Origin of the sequence: Vibrio sp. 10N.237.312.B06, from assembly GCF_041464685.1 — a bacterium.
In the GTDB taxonomy this organism is placed as follows: domain Bacteria; phylum Pseudomonadota; class Gammaproteobacteria; order Enterobacterales; family Vibrionaceae; genus Vibrio; species Vibrio tasmaniensis_A.
Window position 1 is genome coordinate 1 of record NZ_JBFSPI010000019.1, and the last position, 20,000, is coordinate 20,000.

The 20,000-nt window shown below is 42.5% G+C and carries 15 protein-coding genes and 1 other annotated feature; of the genes, 9 read left to right on the forward strand and 6 right to left on the reverse strand.

Annotated features, from left to right (window positions below):
- Window positions 1-376 precede the first annotated feature (376 nt).
- From clpB to rluD, 3 genes are all read right to left on the reverse strand, one after another.
- Window positions 377-2,950 (reverse strand): ATP-dependent chaperone ClpB, encoded by a 2,574-nt coding sequence (gene clpB / locus AB6C75_RS07235; RefSeq protein ID WP_372107479.1) that lies wholly within the window; start codon window positions 2,948-2,950, stop codon window positions 377-379.
- Between the two features lie 142 nt (window positions 2,951-3,092).
- The gene (gene pgeF, locus AB6C75_RS07240; RefSeq protein WP_032500669.1) at window positions 3,093-3,827 is read right to left on the reverse strand and encodes a peptidoglycan editing factor PgeF; all 735 of its coding nucleotides are present in this window, start codon (window positions 3,825-3,827) and stop codon (window positions 3,093-3,095) included.
- An 8-nt stretch (window positions 3,828-3,835) separates the two neighbouring features.
- On the reverse strand, window positions 3,836-4,810 hold the full coding sequence (gene rluD / locus AB6C75_RS07245; RefSeq protein ID WP_009848467.1) for a 23S rRNA pseudouridine(1911/1915/1917) synthase RluD: 975 nt from the start codon (window positions 4,808-4,810) through the stop codon (window positions 3,836-3,838).
- Between the two features lie 137 nt (window positions 4,811-4,947).
- On the opposite strand from rluD, the gene AB6C75_RS07250 reads away from it, so the two are divergent.
- The 6 genes from AB6C75_RS07250 (at window position 4,948) to yjjX (ending at window position 12,658) form a co-directional block, all read left to right on the forward strand.
- A complete protein-coding gene (locus AB6C75_RS07250) occupies window positions 4,948-5,676 on the forward strand; it encodes an outer membrane protein assembly factor BamD (protein WP_009848466.1) in 729 nt (242 codons plus the stop codon).
- A gap of 157 nt (window positions 5,677-5,833) precedes the next feature.
- A complete protein-coding gene (locus AB6C75_RS07255) occupies window positions 5,834-7,258 on the forward strand; it encodes a transporter substrate-binding domain-containing protein (protein ID WP_372107480.1) in 1,425 nt (474 codons plus the stop codon).
- Between the two features lie 424 nt (window positions 7,259-7,682).
- Window positions 7,683-8,018: a ribosome hibernation-promoting factor, HPF/YfiA family gene (gene hpf / locus AB6C75_RS07260; protein WP_004735034.1), complete on the forward strand. Its 336-nt coding sequence runs from the start codon at window positions 7,683-7,685 to the stop codon at window positions 8,016-8,018.
- A 110-nt stretch (window positions 8,019-8,128) separates the two neighbouring features.
- Window positions 8,129-8,250, forward strand: a sequence feature (Phe leader region).
- 12 nt (window positions 8,251-8,262) lie between these two features.
- On the forward strand, window positions 8,263-9,438 hold the full coding sequence (gene pheA, locus AB6C75_RS07265) for a prephenate dehydratase (RefSeq protein ID WP_009848464.1): 1,176 nt from the start codon (window positions 8,263-8,265) through the stop codon (window positions 9,436-9,438).
- Window positions 9,439-9,795: 357 nt separating this feature from the next.
- Window positions 9,796-12,174 carry an EAL domain-containing protein gene (locus AB6C75_RS07270; protein WP_372107481.1) on the forward strand — a complete coding sequence of 793 codons (2,379 nt, stop codon included), beginning with the start codon at window positions 9,796-9,798 and terminating at the stop codon, window positions 12,172-12,174.
- A complete protein-coding gene (gene yjjX, locus AB6C75_RS07275; protein WP_009848462.1) occupies window positions 12,137-12,658 on the forward strand; it encodes an inosine/xanthosine triphosphatase in 522 nt (173 codons plus the stop codon). The genes AB6C75_RS07270 and yjjX overlap by 38 nt, the downstream gene beginning before the upstream one ends.
- Before the next feature lie 117 nt (window positions 12,659-12,775).
- Here the strand turns inward: yjjX and trpR are convergent, their stop codons facing one another.
- Both trpR and AB6C75_RS07285 read right to left on the reverse strand, forming a co-directional pair.
- Complete coding sequence (gene trpR / locus AB6C75_RS07280; protein WP_009848461.1) at window positions 12,776-13,072, reverse strand: trp operon repressor; 297 nt, start codon at window positions 13,070-13,072, stop codon at window positions 12,776-12,778.
- 172 nt (window positions 13,073-13,244) lie between these two features.
- A complete protein-coding gene (locus AB6C75_RS07285) occupies window positions 13,245-15,194 on the reverse strand; it encodes a transglycosylase SLT domain-containing protein (protein WP_372107482.1) in 1,950 nt (649 codons plus the stop codon).
- 263 nt (window positions 15,195-15,457) lie between these two features.
- Between AB6C75_RS07285 and ettA the strand changes: the two genes are divergently transcribed.
- The 3 genes from ettA (at window position 15,458) to AB6C75_RS07300 (ending at window position 18,643) form a co-directional block, all read left to right on the forward strand.
- Window positions 15,458-17,125: an energy-dependent translational throttle protein EttA gene (ettA, locus tag AB6C75_RS07290; RefSeq protein WP_009848459.1), complete on the forward strand. Its 1,668-nt coding sequence runs from the start codon at window positions 15,458-15,460 to the stop codon at window positions 17,123-17,125.
- An 89-nt stretch (window positions 17,126-17,214) separates the two neighbouring features.
- The gene (locus tag AB6C75_RS07295) at window positions 17,215-17,583 is read left to right on the forward strand and encodes a PilZ domain-containing protein (RefSeq protein WP_269335599.1); all 369 of its coding nucleotides are present in this window, start codon (window positions 17,215-17,217) and stop codon (window positions 17,581-17,583) included.
- A gap of 49 nt (window positions 17,584-17,632) precedes the next feature.
- Window positions 17,633-18,643, forward strand: coding sequence for a M23 family metallopeptidase (locus tag AB6C75_RS07300; protein ID WP_017103007.1), 1,011 nt, complete (start codon window positions 17,633-17,635; stop codon window positions 18,641-18,643).
- Window positions 18,644-18,825: 182 nt separating this feature from the next.
- Here AB6C75_RS07300 and tyrA read toward each other — a convergent pair whose 3' ends face one another.
- Window positions 18,826-19,953 carry a bifunctional chorismate mutase/prephenate dehydrogenase gene (gene tyrA / locus AB6C75_RS07305; protein WP_017098357.1) on the reverse strand — a complete coding sequence of 376 codons (1,128 nt, stop codon included), beginning with the start codon at window positions 19,951-19,953 and terminating at the stop codon, window positions 18,826-18,828.
- Window positions 19,954-20,000 lie beyond the last annotated feature (47 nt).

The window sequence follows — 20,000 nt, forward strand, 5'->3', positions numbered from 1 at the left end:
TATTCATCAACGAGTGCCCACACAGATTGATAGGTTTAAATTGTTAAAGAGCTTTACTTATTGAGCGTTCCTTTTAGTAAGGAGCCTCTCTAAGTGGACGGCCATTCTAGCGAATTAGGTCCCAGTGTCAAACACTTTTTCCAGCTAATTTTTCAAAGCATCTTAAATGCTTAATGTCGTCTCGTTACTTAGTTCAAACCGCTTGGTTATCCCTGGCAACGGAGGCGCATTATAGAGAGAATCCCCCTTTGCACAAGACCAAAAACGGAAAAAAACCGCCACAGGCGATCGTTCGGACACTATTCACACAAAGCGTTCAAAATAGGTACGATTAAGCCTTAATTTCGGCTAATCGTACCTATTATTCATAGTTTGATTATTGGTGAGCAATAATTCGGTCGTTATTCACCAATAGCTGTACTTTCTTCTCTGGATTTATTTTTCCAGCCAGTATCGCTTTCGCTAACGGGTTCTCAACAGTTTGTTGAATTGCTCTTTTAAGAGGCCTTGCACCATATACAGGGTCAAAACCAACTTGAGAGATTAGCTTGAGCGCTTTTTCTGAAACTTCGAGTTCATAACCATTGTCTTCCATTCGCTTTTTCAAATGCTCAAGCTGAATAGCAGCAATTGACTCGATGTGCTCTTGGCCTAATGGATGGAACACGACACTTTCGTCAACTCGGTTCAAAAACTCAGGTCGGAAATGTTTACCCACAACTTCCATAACCTCATTTTTAATGCCTTGGTAATCCAATGTATTAAAGTTCTCTTGAATACGAGTTGAACCTAGGTTCGATGTCATGATTACCACGGTATTTCTAAAATCGACGGTGCGACCTTGTCCGTCAGTTAATCGTCCATCATCCAAAACCTGCAATAGAATATTGAAAACATCTGGGTGAGCTTTCTCTACCTCATCAAGCAGAATGACAGAATAAGGTTTTCGACGAACAGCTTCGGTTAAGTACCCACCTTCTTCATAACCCACATAACCAGGGGGCGCACCAACTAAACGAGCAACAGAGTGTTTTTCCATAAACTCAGACATATCGATACGAACCATCGCATCTTCACTATCGAACATAAAGTTAGCTAATGTTTTACACAGTTCCGTTTTACCGACACCTGTTGGCCCTAAGAACAAGAACGAACCAATCGGCTTATTCGGATCAGACAAACCAGCACGGCTACGACGAATCGCATTCGATACCACTTCGACCGCTTCCGCTTGACCGATAACCCGCTTATGCAGAACACCTTCCATTTTCAGAAGCTTCTCCTTTTCTGCTTCTAGCATTTTAGAAACAGGAATACCGGTTTGATTTGAAAGGACATCGGCGATCTCAGCGTCGGTCACCTTATTACGTAATAAGGTCATTTCTTGCATTTCAGCTTGAGTCGCGAGATCTAACTGCTTCTCCAATTCTGGGATTCGACCATATTGCAATTCAGACATACGGTTAAGGTCACCAGCGCGTCGTGCAAAATCCATATCCATTCGAGCTTGTTCTAGCTCTGATTTAATATGTTGCGTACCAGACAGCGCCGCTTTTTCAGCGTTCCAAACTTCTTCAAGTTCTGCGAAATCTCGTTCTTTCTCAGAAAGTTCGCTTTGTAGCGTGCGCAGGCGTTTTTCACTGGCCTCATCATTTTCATTCGTCAAAGCTTGCTGTTCGATCTTCAATTGAATGATTTTGCGCTCTAACTTATCCAATGACTCGGGCTTTGAATCTATCTGCATTCGAATACTCGAAGCCGCTTCATCAATGAGATCAATCGCCTTATCTGGTAACTGACGATCTGAAACGTACCGGTGAGATAACGTTGCCGCCGCTACGATAGCAGGATCGGTAATTTCTACATGATGGTGGAGTTCATAGCGCTCTTTCAAACCACGAAGAATCGCTACCGTGTCTTCAACAGTGGGTTCATCCACGATCACTTTTTGGAATCGACGCTCCAAAGCCGGGTCTTTCTCTATATATTGTCGGTATTCATCGAGCGTTGTTGCGCCGACACAATGCAGTTCACCACGAGCTAATGCTGGTTTCAGCATGTTACCCGCATCCATAGAACCTTCGCCTTTACCTGCGCCGACCATAGTATGAATTTCATCGATAAAGAGAATGACATTGCCTTCTTCTTTCGATAATTCATTAAGCACTGATTTTAGACGCTCTTCGAATTCACCACGATATTTAGCACCCGCAACTAATGAGCCCATGTCTAATGAAAGCACTCGTCGGCCTCTTAAGCCTTCAGGCACTTCATTATTGATAATACGCTGAGCCAAACCTTCGACAATCGCAGTTTTACCCACACCGGGTTGACCGATAATGACAGGGTTGTTCTTAGTACGACGTTGAAGGACTTGGATCGTGCGACGAATTTCATCATCACGACCAATCACAGGATCTAGCTTGCCTTGCTCAGCTCGCTCGGTCAGATCAATGGTGAACTTCTCTAAAGCTTGGCGTCTATCTTCCGCATTCGGGTCATCAACCTTTTGACCACCACGAACTTGCTCGATAGCTTGAGATAGTTTTTGCTCGGTCAGGCCTAACTCTTTAAGTAAGTTACCTAGAGGTCCTTTGTCTTCTATTGCAGCGAGTAGGAATACTTCTGAAGATATGTAACTGTCTTGACGCTTTTGCGCGACCTTGTCACATAGGTTGAATAGCGTTCCCATTGCGTTAGAAAGCTGAACATCACCACCGATACCACTTACTTTTGGGACTCGGTCTAATACTTCACTTAATTTAGAACGCAATTGAACAACATCAATATTCAACATGGTGAGCAATGGACGAATCGCACTGCCATCTTGATTAAGCAAAGACACCATTAGGTGTACAGGTTCTATATATTGGTGATCACGACCTAATGCGAGCGACTGAGCATCAGATATCGCAATTTGGAATTTACTAGTGAATCGATCGAGACGCATGCCAACCTTCCTACTCTTAGATATGTTTATCTTATGGTTAGAAGATGGATACGGTAACGCAGATTTTCAAGGGATAAGGATGAAGAATAGAGCTGATATGAAAATATAAATGAACTGGATGAGTGGTTATGCTAGTCAGAGATTACTCTAACCAAATAAATGTTGCCTGACGCCCAGTAATACCATCACGACGATAAGAATAGAAAGCATCTGAATCTGCGTATGTACATAGATTCGAATCTGTCACCGAAGTCACGCCAACTTTCATTAATCGTTGAGTCGCAAGTTGAGACATGTTTGCTAACCACTTGCCAGGTTCAGATTTAGCTTTAAATGCTAATTTCGCTTGAGGGTCAAAACGAACAAAAGCGTCCAACACATCGTTGCCCACCTCAAACGCATCTTTACCAATAGCAGGACCAAGCCAAGCAATGATCTGATTCTCTGGATCTAGGTTTGAAAACTTTGCGACGGCATTTTCAAGAATGCCACCAGCAAGACCGCGCCAACCCGCATGAACGGCAGCAACTTGAGTGCCTTTGGTATCGGTAAGGATGACCGGTAAGCAATCGGCTGTCATCGCAGAACACACAACACCCGTTGCAGTGGTAAATACACCATCCGCATCAAGCACATTCGCCACAGGTTCTAACACTGTAACGACATCCGTTGAGTGAGTTTGATTTAGCCATACCGGAGCCGTGGGCATCTTAGATTGTTGCTTTAGCCATGTTCGATTACTTTCAACAAGTAAAGCATCATCCCCAACGTGCATACCAAGGTTTAACCCTTGATAAGCACCTGTAGAACAACCATCAAAACGAGTCGAAGCAAATGCTTTCACGTTTTTTGGTGCATTCCAGTCAGGGATGATCATTGACACGATTAAATGTCGTCTTCTATGTTTTCACGAGCATCAACACGCAACGCTTCAGCCATCACAACCATGTCATTTGGCACAGGTGCATGGAACTCAACTTCTTCACCAGTAATCGGGTGAACAAACTTCAGCATAACCGCGTGTAGCGCTTGGCGATCAAAAGAACGAATCATTGTCGTTAGCTCTTCAGATGCACCTTTTGGAATACGTGCACGACCACCGTACGCGATATCACCTAACAGCGGATGCTGAAGGTATGACATGTGAACACGGATTTGGTGAGTACGACCTGTTTCTAGACGCAGACGAATACGAGTATGTTCACGGAAGTGCTCAGCAACACGGTAGTGAGTTACCGCAGGCTTACCCAGTTCATTAACGTCCATTAACGTACGCTTAGTTGCATGACGGCTAATGCCTTTCTCAACCACACCACCCGCTGTCATTTTACCAATAGCAATTGCTTCATATTCACGAGTAATACGACGTTTAGCAAGAGCTCGTACAAGACGAGTTTGAGCTGGAACCGTTTTAGCCACAACCATAAGACCTGTTGTGTCTTTATCAAGACGGTGCACAATACCCGCACGAGGTACTTCAGCAATCTGAGGGTAATGGAAAAGCAATGCGTTTAGTATGGTTCCATCCGGCGTACCTGCACCTGGGTGTACAACCAGATCGCGAGGTTTATTGATAACCAATAAATCATCATCTTCATAGACAATGTCTAACGGAATATCTTGTGCTTCCCAGCGCTCTTCATCCGCAAGCTCTGCTTGTAAGATGATCGCTTCACCGCCCAAAACTATGGTGCGCGGTTTAGTGATAACTTCGCCATCCACTTGGATTTTGCCGTCAAGAAGCCACTCTTTAATACGAGAGCGAGAAAAATCGGTAAATAGTTCAGCGACAGCTTGGTCTAAACGTTGACCTAACTGGCTGCTTTTTACTGTGTCTGTTAATGTTATCTGCTGAGCCATATCGAACTTTTTTAAAAACCGTGAGACTAATACCCATTAGTATGGATAAAATAGAATAATTGCATCATTGTATCTGTTACTGGTTAGAAAGTAACGGAAGCTTACGAAATATTTAATTCAAGGAATCGACGCCTGACATGAAACACCTTACTTTAACGGGTCTATTAGCCGTATCACTCTTAGTTGGTTGTTCAAGTAGTGAAGAAATAGTACCGGATGTACCGCCATCGGTTCTTTACTCTGACGCCCAAGAATCACTGCAGAGTGGTAGCTGGCTTTCTGCAATCGAAAAGCTAGAAGCCTTAGACTCACGTTACCCATTCGGCGCCTATTCTGAACAAGTACAACTGGATCTGATTTACGCTTACTACAAAAATGATGACTTGGCGCTTGGCCTTGCGACTATTTCGCGATTCCTACGTTTAAACCCAACTCATGAGAAACAAGATTGGGTTCTTTACATGCGCGGTTTAACGCATATGGCACAAGACCGAAACTTCATGCATGATATTTTTAATATCGATCGTAGCGACCGAGATCCAGAGCCAGTGAAACTTGCATTTGCTGATTTCAAACGACTGTTAGAACGTTTCCCTGCAAGCCCATACGCTGAAGATGCACAAAAACGCATGTTCGCACTGAAAAACCGCCTAGCGGAGTATGACTTAGCAACAGCTGATTTCTACCTGCGTCGTGAAGCTTGGATTGCAGCTATAAACAGAACACAAGAACTGCAGAAGACTTACCCAGACACAATTGCTGCACGTAAGTCTTTGGATATTCAGTTAGAAGCTTATGAACAACTAGGCTTAGAAGACGCAGTGTTACGAACAGAAAAGTTAATCGAGCTCAATCCACTACCTTAGTCAGCGAATCATACTCGTCGTTAACTAAAACAATCACTTCAAAATCGCGCTAATTTGTTAGCGCGATTTTTTTTGAACTTCGTCTGGTAAACTTGATGAATGGCAGCATAAGCAGTATCTTCAATAGATAACTTTTAACAAAACATCAACATGGAGTGTGGATGTGAGCAGGATGTTATTATTTATCTGGATCGGGTTATTTAGCCAACTTTCCAACGCATTAGAACTGTCCCCATTGAGCAATCAACCTTACATGGGAGACTTAGATGTACTCAAAACAAAAGGAACAGTGAGAGTATTGGTATCGGCTGATCTGGGCTTTTACTACATAGAAGATGGCAAGCCAAAAGGCATTGTGGCAGAAATGCTCTATCACTTTGAGAAAAGCCTTCGTAAGAAACACCCCTATCTCAATGTGCAGATCATTCCGGTTCAGCGAGATGATCTTCTTCCTTCATTAGAATCCGGATACGGTGATGTCGCGGTAGCAAACCTAACCATTACTGATAAGCGGTTACGAGTGATCGACTTTTCAGATCCCATGATTAAAGATGGTAAAGAACTCATTATCACTGGAAAAAATTCAGAACCTCTCACCGAAATCAAGCAATTGAGCGGTAAAGAAGTATGGATCCGCGCGAGCTCTAGCTACTTCGAAAGTGTGCAAAAAGTGAATATGGAGCTCAATGAACTCGGGTTGCCACCATTACATGTCCACTTTATCGAAGAATCTCTCCAAGATTACGAACTGATAGAACTGGTTAATCAGGGGTATATACAAGGCACGATTCTAGATAGCCATAAAGCAAAACTATGGACTGATGTAATGGAAAACATTCAGATCCATAGCGACTTACCTTTGCGAGAGGATGGTCAAATTGCTTGGGCACTGAGAAAGGATAGCCCTCTTCTCAAAAAGGAAATCAACAAGTACGTTAAGAAAGCCCGCACAGGTACTTTACTGGGTAACGTGATCTACCAAAAATATATCGATAATACGCGTTGGTTAGGTCGAGCTCTCAATCCAAACAAAGTCGACAGAGTTGCCAAGCTCGCTGACGTATTTGAGAAGTACTCCAGCAAGTACGAATTTGATCCTTTAATGATGTCTGCTCAAGGGTTCCAAGAGTCAGGGCTCGATCAGAGTCAAGTATCTCATCGTGGGGCGATTGGCGTCATGCAGGTTTTACCAAGTACGGCCAAAGACAAAAACGTTAATATCAAAAATATTCATAAAGTGGATAACAACATCCATGCCGGCGTGAAATATATGCGTTTTATCAAAGACCGATATTTTAATGACCCTGCCATAACGGCTGACAACCAGATCTATTTTACGTTGGCGTCTTACAACGCAGGCCCCGCTAAGATAAGAAAGATGCGGAACATTGCTAAAAAAAAGGGTTATAACCCAAATATCTGGTTTAAAAACGTGGAAATCATCACTCGTAAGTACGTGAGTAAAGAACCCGTAACCTATGTCGCCAACATCAATCGTTACTTCGTCATTTACAAACAATTGCAAGCAATCAATGCCATCCGAGAGGACGGTACAGCGAGATTACTGAACACTAACGATTAACTTCGCCCTTAACATCAGAGCTTGAGGAACAAAGGTGTTAGATAAGGTTAAAAACATAAAAGCCGCATAAGAAAACTTATGCGGCTTTTGTTTATCTAATTCTGAAGAAGCTTACGCAGAGAGCTACATCATGATACCTATATCACAAAACACTATTGAGTAAATTTCAATCAAGCACTTTCTATAGGCTGTAGACCGCCCCTAAAAACTGGTTTAATTTTTAGCGAAGCCTTGTCTCCAACTTATCGTTTTTCATAGGGATAACAAGTATTTTTCGACAAAAAGATCTCAAGACTTGCGTGAGATCACATTTGATTTTAATGCTTATCCCACCCAACCAAAACAAGATCTAGATCACATTCTTTATTCCTGAAAGTCGTAATCTGAAGTTAACCCATGAGGGATACAACAGAGGAAAACTTCTATGAAAATGAACATCACTGGTAAAAATATCGACATTACCTCTGCAATCCGTGATCACATAGAAAGCAAATTTAAGAAGCTGGATAAATGGCAAGTAGACATCATTGGCTGCCAAGCGAGCTTTAGCGAAGAACCAAATAAAAAGAAAAAATTTGAAGCCGTTCTAACGGTACCAAAAGGCCAACTTGTTGCTTCATCAATTCATGACGACCTCTACGTAGCTATCAACGAAGTAGAACAAAAACTAGAGCGTCAACTCAACAAGCTGCGCCATAAACCAGAAGCGCGCCGCGCTGAAAAGCCTGAAATCGAAGAGCTAGAAGCTGAAGTAGAATAAGGAAATATGACAGATTAAAAAATAGCGCCTCAGGGCGCTATTTTTTTGCTTGACGCTCGTAGCTCGCTTGCTTATTGTGTTTAAACATTCATAAAACAATCACTTTTTATGCACTCTCACTCTTTGTTTATTTTTGACTTCTTTTTTCTTCCGTAAATCGGAGGCTAAGTCGTTTTAGAAAAACAAGTCAAAAACGAACAAGAAGCCTCCCACACTAGGGGGGCTTTTTTATAAGGACACATTTATGACTGACCGAACAATTTCACTAGATGATATCCGCCTTCGTCTCAATGATTTAGACGACGAACTCCTAAAATTACTTTCAGAGCGTCGTAAGCTGAGTATCGAAGTCGCTAAAAGCAAGGTAGAAACATCAAAACCCGTTCGTGATGCAGTACGAGAGCAACAACTACTAGTCAAATTGATCAACAACGGAAAAGACAAGTACGAATTGGATGCTCAGTACATTACTAAGCTGTTTCACACCATCATCGAAGATTCCGTTTTACTGCAGCAGTCATACTTACAAAACCTAGCGAATCCGCAAAGCCGTAAACCACTAGCTCGCGTTGCATTCTTAGGTTCTAAGGGATCGTATTCTCACCTTGCGAGCCGTGAATACTTCAGCCGCAAGAATATGGAATTAATTGAGCTGAACTGTAATCACTTCAAAGAAGTCGCATCGACTGTAGAATCGGGCCATGCCGACTACGGTGTACTGCCGATTGAAAATACCAGTTCAGGGTCAATTAACGAAGTCTACGATCTGCTACAACACACAACGCTTTACATCGTTGGTGAACTTTCTCAACCGATTGAACACTGCCTTGTCGCGAAAAATGATATTCGTTTAGAAGACATTAAAACGCTCTATTCGCACCCACAACCTCATCAACAATGCAGTGAGTTTTTAAGCCGCCTTAAAGATGTCAGCCTTGAATCTTGTGCAAGCACAGCTGATGCTATGAAAAAGGTAAAAGATCTAGACGGTGATGATGTGGCAGCGATTGGTAATGCATCGAGCGGCAAGCTTTATGGACTTCAACCAATCCAAGGCAACATTGCAAATCAAACTGAGAACCACACTCGTTTCATCGTGGTCGCTCGTAAGCCTGTTGAAGTATCGACTCAGATCCCAGCTAAGACGACACTCATCATGTCGACTTCTCAAGAAGCCGGTTCTTTGGTTGAAACACTGCTGATTCTGCAACGCTTAGGTATTAACATGACCAAGCTGGAATCTCGTCCTATCATGGGTAACCCTTGGGAAGAGATGTTCTATGTGGATTTAGAAGCACACTTAGATTCAGATAATATGCAGCAAGCGATAACGGAACTAACAGCCATAACTCGTCACCTAAAAGTGTTAGGTTGTTACCCAAGTGAAAACATTAAGGCTACTCAGGTTAAGTTGTCTTAACTTTTTATTATCTGTTCCCCCATTTTAACTGCTATAAGCTTTTCACTAATACAAGCATTTGGCCTACTACAGGCCAAATGCTAAAAGAAAGTAACTAATGGAATAAAACTCGAACTAAGGAATACGCAAAGTCTGTATACTTAAAAATGAATTGGTTGTGTTACTGATTCTCACTCCTATCCACTTCAATCACTCCCACCGTACTTACTTAAACACTCATTACTGATAATTTAATCAGTAAATACAAAAACTTAAAACCCAAACAAAACTCTTCAAACACAATATAATCGATGGCAAGAACTCTCGAAATAACATAAACTTGCGCGCTAAAATTTATAAACCATGTTGTGAATAACCATGAAGCTAAGTACTAAAATATTACTTGTGATTGCCCCCGTAATACTGATCAGTACAGCGGCTTCTAGCTATATCATCTATTCCACACAAAAAAGCAGCTTTATCAAACGTGAAGACAATGCACTGCAATTAAGCATGGAAAAATTAGCAGGCTATTTTCAACAGTCTCGTTCTTTCCTCAACAATTACTCCTACACCCTCACCAATAGTGACCTGGTTAAGCGTTATTTTATGGTTGATGAAAATGTCGACCACCAACGTGAACTGACTGATAACCTAAACGAAACGATTAAGTTACTGCAAGATGGTAACGACAGTTTTACAAGGGTCGCGTTGCTTGATAGCGATCGAGCTCTTAAATATTACGCTGACAATACCAATGATCCTTTCGCAAAAATGGATCCCAAGATATTAGAGTTCATTGAGCATCAATATCAAAAAACGTTAGCAACTTCGAGTACGGACTACATACAGAATTCCCAAGGTGAAGGGGTATTAGTTCATTATGATGTTATTGATAAAAAAACAGTTTCGACACCAATAAACGATCCACCCAACAATGTGTTTTTTGTGGTTGTATCTGTCTCTCTTGATAAGTTTAATTCACTACGAAAACAGATAGAGTTCGACTATCAAACTACTTTGTTTTTTACCCCTACGTTAGTGACACAGGGGCGTGAGTTAACACAATCTATAAAGCTAGCACCTGGCCTCTACGCCACGCTCGATCCTGCACCATTCTTATTAGACAACAAACTCAAATCTATCTGGAATGAACTGAGCCTATCCTTTGCCCTATCTGCATTTGTCAGTGTTACCTTACTGCTGATCCTGCTATCTCGCTGGGTGATAAACCCGATCACCCGTTTAGATAGGCAGCTTCAAGAGGTTGAGAAAAAACAGAGAAAAAACATTGAGCGCCTAGGAACAAATGATGAGTTGGGGCGCTTATCCCAACGCTTTTATGATATGTACCAAGAGTTGGATGACACGTACCAACAGACTAAGTTGTTGGCAGAAAATGATCAGTTGACCCAAATAGCCAATAGGCACCAGTTTCAAACCTTCGTGCAGCAGTCGTTGTCAAAACCTAGTTCGAACACCGAAACCTGGGTTCTCTACTTTGATTTAGATAACTTCAAATTTGTGAACGATAAATACGGGCATCAGATCGGCGACTCGATTCTCGTCAGTTTTGCTCAGCGTATCTCCAATATTTGTAACCACTACAAAACAGAATTAAATGCCCACTGTCTGCCAGCCCGACTTTCTGGGGACGAGTTCGTTGTATACATTAATGCTCCAAATCACCAAGAAAATATCGCACATCGATTTTCGAATGATTTACTCACCCCACTACAAAAGGGGTTTGTCACCGAGTCAGGTAATTTCCCGATTACGGTCAGTATTGGTATTGCGACCCACCCTAATGATGGCGATACAATCGAGAAGCTTCTTTCGAATGCTGATACCGCGATGTATCAAGCCAAACGTGCAGGTAAAAACCAATTCGCAGATTACTCGTTAGACTTAGATAAAACCATTCAGCGTCAAGCCAGTATTGAGAGCGCCCTCAGAGAAAATAACTTTGATGAAGAGTTTAAGCTCGTTTACATGCCTTATATGGACTCAACGGGAAGTTATATTATTGGTGTAGAAGTGCTATTACGTTGGCACTCAAAACACCTTGGTTTAGTGCCACCCGATGAATTCATTCCTATCGCCGAACAAACCGGATTATTTGAAATAATTGATCGCTGGGTTATCCAGAATGCATTTGCTTCATTCCATCAACTTCAAGCTCAATTCGATCACTCTATTCAGCTATCGATTAACTTATCTTCAGCCGGGATTAAAACCACTCACCTTGCTGATTTCATCAAAGAGCATGCGAAAATCAATCAGATTCCGCCCAATTTGATCGATTTTGAAATCACAGAAACCTTTTACTCAAACTCTCAGGGGTTCCCATTACTTAACCAGTTATCATACATGGGCTATAGATTAGCAATCGACGACTTTGGTTCTGGTTACACCTCGATCACTCAACTGGTTCAATATCCAACTCAGAAGATTAAATTGGATAAAACCTTTTTGGACACCTTGATTGAGACAGATAACCAGAACATAGTGAAACCCATTATCGGGCTATGCCATGCTCAAGGGAAAAAGGTCACAGCCGAAGGAATTGAAACTCAATGCATGCATCAGTGGTTACAAGATGCGCAGTGCGATATGCTACAAGGCTATTATTTTGGTAAGCCAATGCCATTAGAAGAGCTGACGGAATGGTACCGACAGCATCAACTCAATTTTATCGATAATAAAAAGAATCAACCACATGAAATCTGTAATCATCGCATCGCTGAATCCAGCTAAAATTAGCGCCGTTAAAAGTGCATTCTTATCGGCTTTTCCTGATACTGAATTTGATTTCAAAGGCATCAGTGTCCCTAGTGGCGTCGCCGATCAACCCATGAGCAACGACGAAACCTATCAAGGTGCGGTAAATCGTGTTTACAACACGATCCAAGCTCAGCCTAATGCAGATTTTTATGTGGGATTAGAAGCTGGAATAGAAAAAAACGTTACCTTTGCATGGATGGTGATCGAAGCAAATGGCCTACGTGGAGAATCGCGTTCAGCAAGTTTGATGTTGCCACCTGCAGTACTTGAAAAGTTAGAACATGCGAACGAGCTAGGGGATGTGATGGATGAAGTGTTTGGCACCGATAATATCAAACAAAAAGGCGGTGCGATTGGCCTACTAACGCATAACCAACTAACACGCAGCTCTGTCTATCATCAGGCTTTAATTTTAGCGCTGATCCCATTTGTGAATCCAGAGCACTTTCCTATCTAGATCTTCGCTAAACTTCGAAAGCCTCAGAGAACAATCACCAGAATTAAAAAACGCTAACATTCAGTTAGCGTTTTTATCGAATTAATAGACACACTACTCAGAGGTTGCTTAACTCAGTTATTGTTTGAGCAAAAGGTCGGCGATCACGGCTTTCTCTTGTTCAGATTTGGCCTTTAGCTCATTTGAGCCTCTGGTTATCGTCGCGACGCCTACTCCCAGCATTTGGCTAACCTGTCGTTGAGACATCTCACCTTTCATCAACTCACAAAAGATGTTAATTCGAGCAACTAAAGCATCTCGCTCGTCTGGTGTCATCATCATGGTCAACAATAGTTCATGCTGATCTTTTTCGACAGCCGTCTTTACCAAGTCCATCAGTTGTTGCCAATTCTCATATTCAGGTTGTGATGCCATATCTCTACACTTACTTTTAAATTCTGACTTTAAAGAGTCGCTTAACGATTGAAAGCGTCGAACACTTTATACCGAAACACTTGATGTGATCCAATGTAAAAAGGCAGTAAGTGGAAATGGTTCGCACTCACTGCCTTTAATATTACTCAGCTTGGAGAAAAATACAGAAAGCTTAGTATTTCGTTTTTGCCTCGTGAGGTGCTAAAAACGTCCCTTTCTCACCCAGGATATCTCGATAGTAAGTCTCAAACATCAAGATATTCTGAACGTAACCACGAGTCTCTTTGAATGGGATCATCTCGATAAAAGCAAATGCATCGAGCTTTTCATCGCTGCGAGATCGCCACTGTTTCACACGACTAGGGCCAGCATTATACGCGGCAAATGCGAAGATGCGGTTATCATCATATTGAGCGAGTAGGCCATCTAAATAATGACTGCCTATCTCAATATTCTTACCTACATCATAAAGATCATCGCTGCCCTGGTACTTAATCTTATGTTTGTTAGCCGTGTATTGCGCCGTCTTTGGCATAATTTGCATGATGCCACGCGCGCCAACTGGAGAGCGAGCCTCTGAATCCATCGCACTCTCTTGTCTTGCTAAAGACATCAAAGTAATTGGATCGAGATCGTGCTTCTCGGCATAGAAATTAAACCACCACTTATGAGCGACAGGGAAACGTAACGCAATGTTATCCCACATCTTCGCAGAAATACTCGCCGTTACCGTAAAGTGATTCCATCGATGTGTCGCAGCATGAGCAGCAAGCATCGCTTTTTGCTCTTTATCTGCATGACTTAATAACCAGCGCCACTCACTCTTTGCAGCCGCTATTTTATCTCGCTCAATCAGCTCACCTATGCGAACCAAAGAAGTGTCGAATGGTTTCACCATTTCTGCACTGTATTTAAGGGTCGACGTTGGATAGCTAACAGGCTTATTTAATTGCTTAGCGGCAGCCACACTATAGAAATTACGCTGACCCAAAATGTCTGACAATCGCTTATTACCTTCAGCAGTATCGCCTAGCGCAATCTCAGCTCTACCCTGCCAATACTGCCAGCGAAGCGAAGCTTGATGTTTACCATCTAAGCGCGCAATCCACTCTTTCAAACCCGTCCAATCGGCATGTTGAATAGCTAAGCGAGCACGTCTTTCCAGCAAAACTTGCTTTGATGAACTCGCGAGCATTTTGTCTCGCCACGCCATCAACTCTTCAGAGTCGGTATTGATCAAGCGGAACGCTAGGTAATCCGCGAGCTCTTGGGATTTTTCTTTCGAAAATTTTTGAGCTTTCACAACATCATCAAAAACCTCTTGAGCGCTGCTTGCGGATTTCCTTACTAGCTTCTCGAAACCAAATTCGGTTTGTGCTTGGTAGAATTCATTCGCTGGGTGCTTCTTAGCAAACGCGAGTACATCTTCAGGCTTGTTGTACAACGCCTTCATCTGCTTCGCTTGAGTAATTGACTCATCATGATCTAATTGCTTAACCAAGTAGCTCATTAACTTACCGTTTCGACTCTCGAACGCTAAAAGCATTCTGTCCAGAATCAGCTGATCCGTTCTTAAGCCCGCTTCATCCCAACTTTCGAAAAGTGAATCACAGTTATCATCAACACCACGGCCACTTAACCAAAGTTGTTTCGCACCTTTAAAGGCGAGATCTTGATTACCTTGTTCATAATTAGCGCGGTAATAGATACATTGATATTTTTCACCAACAGGCTCTTGGGTTTGAAACTCAAGGATCGTCTTCCACTGTTTTTGAGCCGCCAATAAATCTAAATAAGGCGCTCGTATACGATTGGAAAACGGCAGTGCTGTGTTCTCTTCAATAAAAGCATCCACCTCGCTTGGCGTTCGATCACCTAAGCCCAGTAAAAAGGCGCGATAGTCAGTGTAAGGTGTTAACGGGTATGTTTGAATTTTGTTACGAAGTGCTGAATAAGCTTTTAGATCACGGTTGTCTAAAACCTCTTGCGCTCTGTCATAAACATCACGCTGCATTTCAAGCTCGGAAGCATTGCTGGCCATAGCCATTGGAGCCTGTGAAAATGAAAACAAAATTGCCGATGCAGCGACAGCAATTTTCGTATTACCAATGCGGAAAAACATTCGCTCTTTCCTTAGTGCGTGTATGAATACGTGAAGTCTATTTACGCCCGACATCACATCAAATGTAAAGAGTTTGAGTGTAAATATTGTTAATATTTAACACATCGCCTCGAAAGCTTATTAAATATAGTTTTAATGACCAATGTGACAATAATAGGTGAGGATTAGTTCAAGAATGGCTTTTCTGTCCTAGGAGTAACATCTTTGAGGATATTGGTATAAAATAGCAAACAATTTTGAACAATAATTAGGATCGATCGGCAATGGCTGAATACGTATATACCATGTCTCGGGTGAGCAAAACTGTTCCACCTAAGCGTCAAATTCTTAAAGACATTTCTCTTAGCTTTTTTCCTGGCGCTAAAATCGGTGTTTTGGGTCTAAATGGTTCAGGTAAATCTACCCTACTACGTATCATGGCTGGTATTGATACTGATATTGATGGTGAAGCTCGTGCACAACAAGGTCTAAAAGTAGGTTACCTACCGCAAGAACCTGTACTAGACGAATCAAAAACCGTTCGTGAAATCGTAGAAGAAGCGGTTTCAGATGTTGCTGACGCACTTAAGCGCATCGACGCAGTATATGCTGCTTACGCAGAACCTGATGCAGATTTCGATGCATTAGCGAAAGAGCAAGGTGAGCTTGAAGCACTGATCCAAGCAAAAGATGGTCATAACCTAGAAACAGCTCTAGAGCGAGCTGCAGATGCACTTCGTCTTCCTGAGTGGGATGCGAAAATCGAATTCCTATCAGGTGGTGAACGTCGTCGTGTTGCTATCTGTCGTCTACTTCTTGAGAAGCCAGACATGCTGCTTCTTGATGAACCAACCAACCACTTGGATGCAGAATCAGTTGCTTGGCTTGAGCATTTCCTTGTTGATTACAGCGGTACTGTTGTGGCGATTACCCACGACCGTTACTTCCTAGACAACGCTGCAGGTTGGATTCTAGAACTTGACCGTGGTGAAGGTATCCCATGGGAAGGTAACTACACATCTTGGCTAGAACAGAAAGATGAGCGTTTGAAGCAAGAAAAAGCTGGCGAAAGCGCACGTCAAAAAACGATTGAGAAAGAACTTGAATGGGTTCGTCAAAACCCTAAAGGTCGTCAAGCTAAGTCTAAAGCTCGTATGGCCCGTTTTGAAGAAATGACGACTGGCCAATACCAGAAGCGTAACGAAACCAACGAATTGTTCATCCCACCAGGTGAGCGTTTAGGTGACAAAGTACTTGAAGTTAAGAACCTAACGAAGTCATTTGGTGATCGCGTTCTTATCGATGACCTATCATTCAGCATGCCTAAAGGCGCTATCGTTGGTATCGTTGGTGCCAATGGTGCGGGTAAATCAACACTATTCAAGATGCTAAGTGGCGCAGAACAGCCAGATTCAGGCACAGTTGAACTTGGCGAAACGGTTAAGCTTGCTTCTGTTGATCAGTTCCGTGACAGCATGGACGACACAAAAACAGTATTCCAAGAGATCTCTGAAGGCGCTGATATCATTAAGATCAACAACTTCGAAATCCCTGCTCGTGCATACTGCTCTCGTTTCAACTTCAAAGGCAACGACCAACAAAAGATCATCGGTCAGCTTTCTGGTGGTGAACGCAACCGTGTTCACCTAGCGAAACTGCTAAAAGCGGGCGGTAACGTACTGCTACTCGATGAACCAACCAATGACCTTGATGTTGAGACACTACGAGCTCTTGAAGAAGCACTACTTGAGTTCCCTGGCTGTGCAATGGTTATCTCGCATGACCGTTGGTTCCTTGACCGTATTGCGACCCATATCTTAGACTACCGTGATGAAGGTCAAGTTAACTTCTACGAAGGTAACTATACTGAATATACAGAGTGGCTGAAAAAGACTCTAGGTGCACAAGCGGCAGAACCTCACCGCATCAAATACAAACGTATTGCAAAGTAAATAAGCTTGTATTTTGAACAAAGGCCGCGATAATAGCGGCCTTTGATATATCTGGTTATATGTTACGTATTGATATAGAGAGATTTGTTATGATTGAAAGACGTCAATTTTCACGAGTTGTTTATCAAACCCCGACTGATATATCACAAGGGAACGTAAATGTATCAGGCTCAGTACAAGACTTATCTCTTCATGGCCTACTCATTCAGTGCGATAAATTACAGCAACTCAGAGCTGACATTCCTGTTCAAGTCAGCTTTAAGCTCGAAAACAGTGATATCAATATTCAGTTAGAAGCAACGATAGTCTCGACCATCAATACCTCAATGCGTTTACGTATAGAGCATTTAGATATTGATAGTATCAGCCACCTTAAGCGCCTTGTGGAACTTAACGTTGGCGACGATGAACTGCTTTATAGAGAGATTGAACACCTTACCGATTTAGGTAGTGAGTGACGTCTCCATTCCCCTTTTTCTATTAGAAGCATTTAGTTAATACAGAACCATGTCTAAGAAAGTTTCCATTACAATCCCCTTAACCCAAGGGGATCAGACGTTTTATTTCGGTCGAAAAGCCGTACTACTATGTACTACCGCAATTTTTTCAGTACCTCTATTGATTGGCGGAGCTGCATACATGCACTTTGAGGGCAAGCAAGAACTCGCCCTACAAGCCGATGATGCACAACAATTGATTGAAACACTGATTGTTGAAAAAGAACAAACCGACTTTCTTTACGCTGAGCAGGTAGAAACCAATCACTCACTGTCTCAAGCATTAACCGAGAAAGAAGGCACTATTCAGTTACTTGGTAAGCGTGTATTTGATGTGGAATCAGTGCTTGGCCTGACCGATGAAGAGCCGCTTACTGATGACGTCTCTTTAGAAGACCGAATTGATGCAGCTGCAGTAGATTCAGCAGTCAGAGCCACAATGTTTCGTTTGATTCCAAATGACAGCCCTATGGCTTATCAACGCATATCATCCTCTTATGGTCGTCGCTCTAACCCTATAACAGGTAAACGCCACGTTCATACTGGTATCGACCTAACATGTAAGCGTGGTGAAGATATTGTCGCGCCAGCAGATGGCGTAATTGAAACCGTGCGCCCAAGTAAGAAAGGCTTCGGTAACTTTATAACTATGCGTCACTCATTCGGCTTCATGAGCTCTTATGCGCACCTACAGAAGTTCAAAGTACGTAGCGGTCAATTTGTGAGTAAAGGCGATGTGATTGCGAGCTGTGGTAACTCAGGTAACTCAACCGGGCCACACTTGCACTATGAGGTACGCTTTCTTGGTCGTTCATTGAACCCTCAATACTTGATGGATTGGACACCTGAGAACTTCAACTACGTGTTCGAGAAAGAGAAAAAGGTTAAGTGGGGTCCATTGGTTCAACTGATTGATAATGTGGTTCGCTTGCAGATCAACCTGACTAACGTGCCTTACATTAGCTCGACCATAGACACCGTATCGAGTGAAGATAGTAAGAAACCTATCACGACTAACTAGTTATTGGTTATTGGTTATTGGTTATTGGTTATTGGTTATTGGTTATTGGTTATTGAGGGATATTAATTTGGCCTATGATGATCTCATTGCTTTTAGCCTACTGTGCCAAATACTTTTAGTCCTGAATTAGATAAAAAAAGAGCGACCATCAGGTCGCTCTTTTTTATGATTTCAAATCGTAATTAGCCACGATGAATCGAGTCATGTGCTTGTTTTAGAAGACTTTGGCTCTCTTGTAAGAACTGCTGCGAGTAGTCGCCAAACCAATCACTGACTTGATTAAAGCTATCAACGAATTTAGCTTTATCTTTCCCATCCAAGATTTCCAATGCTTCACCGAAACGACTATGGAAACGTCGAATCATCTCAATGTTCTCATCTGAAGAAAGAATGATATCACCGTACAAGTTCGGGTCTTGAGCAAACAGACGACCAACCATCGCAATCTCAAGTCGGTAGATTGGCGAGCTTAACTTCAGAAGCTGATCAATGTTCGGGTTCTCTTTACTCAGGTGTAAGCCGTAAGCAAAAGAGGTGAAGTGGCGTAGTGCTTGAATCAGAGTCATGCCGTGATCGTGTTCCGCAGCATCCATCTGGCAAAGGCTCGCGCCCCAAATACCAAATTGATTCAGCAACCATTGGTAGCTTTCAGAGCCACGCCCATCACTGTAAACAATCACTTGTTTCGCAAGGCTTGGAACATCTGGACCAAACATTGGGTGCAACCCAACCACAGGGCCTTGATGCATGTCTAACATAGCTTGTAGAGGCTTTGATTTTATCGACGTCAGATCACACAGAATACAATCACTTGGTAGGTTACCCAACTTCGCAATCACACCTTCTGTCAGGTGAATTGGAACCGTAACAACCACAAGGCCAGCATTATCTAAGATCTCATCGGCTTTATCCCAATCTTGGCTGCCAAGGATTTTCACTTCGTAACCAGAAAGCTTGAACATACGTCCAAACAGACCACCAAGCTGACCATTACCACCAACGATAACCACTGAACGTAACTCTGGGTTAAGGCACTTAAAACCAGAATCTTTTTCACTGGCATAAGACTCACGCATCGTACGACGTAAAATATCTTCGATTAACTGCGGTGGTACTCCTATTTTCTCGGCTTCTTGACGACGAGATGCCAACATCGCGGCTTCACGTTCCGGTACATAAATAGGTAAACCATGTTCACTTTTTACTTCACCGACTTTCTCTACTAGAGCCAGTCGTTGAGCCAGTAAATCCAACATTTGTTTATCGACAGCATCGATTTGGTCGCGTAATTCGTTCAGTTCAACGGCCATTTTATTCCTTACTCATCTATAAGCCCGTGCCAATCTAAAAGCCCGCA

What these genes read in the sequence shown, in the direction of transcription:
- ettA (WP_009848459.1), top strand. Translation starts at nt 15,458, where the DNA reads ATGGCTGAATACGTATATACCATGTCTCGGGTGAGCAAAACTGTTCCA.
- AB6C75_RS07270 (WP_372107481.1), top strand. Translation starts at nt 9,796, where the DNA reads ATGAAGCTAAGTACTAAAATATTACTTGTGATTGCCCCCGTAATACTG.
- trpR (WP_009848461.1), bottom strand. Translation starts at nt 13,072, where the DNA reads ATGGCATCACAACCTGAATATGAGAATTGGCAACAACTGATGGACTTG.
- AB6C75_RS07295 (WP_269335599.1), top strand. Translation starts at nt 17,215, where the DNA reads ATGATTGAAAGACGTCAATTTTCACGAGTTGTTTATCAAACCCCGACT.
- hpf (WP_004735034.1), top strand. Translation starts at nt 7,683, where the DNA reads ATGAAAATGAACATCACTGGTAAAAATATCGACATTACCTCTGCAATC.
- clpB (WP_372107479.1), bottom strand. Translation starts at nt 2,950, where the DNA reads ATGCGTCTCGATCGATTCACTAGTAAATTCCAAATTGCGATATCTGAT.
- pgeF (WP_032500669.1), bottom strand. Translation starts at nt 3,827, where the DNA reads ATGATCATCCCTGACTGGAATGCACCAAAAAACGTGAAAGCATTTGCT.
- rluD (WP_009848467.1), bottom strand. Translation starts at nt 4,810, where the DNA reads ATGGCTCAGCAGATAACATTAACAGACACAGTAAAAAGCAGCCAGTTA.
- AB6C75_RS07300 (WP_017103007.1), top strand. Translation starts at nt 17,633, where the DNA reads ATGTCTAAGAAAGTTTCCATTACAATCCCCTTAACCCAAGGGGATCAG.
- AB6C75_RS07250 (WP_009848466.1), top strand. Translation starts at nt 4,948, where the DNA reads ATGAAACACCTTACTTTAACGGGTCTATTAGCCGTATCACTCTTAGTT.
- tyrA (WP_017098357.1), bottom strand. Translation starts at nt 19,953, where the DNA reads ATGGCCGTTGAACTGAACGAATTACGCGACCAAATCGATGCTGTCGAT.
- pheA (WP_009848464.1), top strand. Translation starts at nt 8,263, where the DNA reads ATGACTGACCGAACAATTTCACTAGATGATATCCGCCTTCGTCTCAAT.
- AB6C75_RS07285 (WP_372107482.1), bottom strand. Translation starts at nt 15,194, where the DNA reads ATGTTTTTCCGCATTGGTAATACGAAAATTGCTGTCGCTGCATCGGCA.
- yjjX (WP_009848462.1), top strand. Translation starts at nt 12,137, where the DNA reads ATGAAATCTGTAATCATCGCATCGCTGAATCCAGCTAAAATTAGCGCC.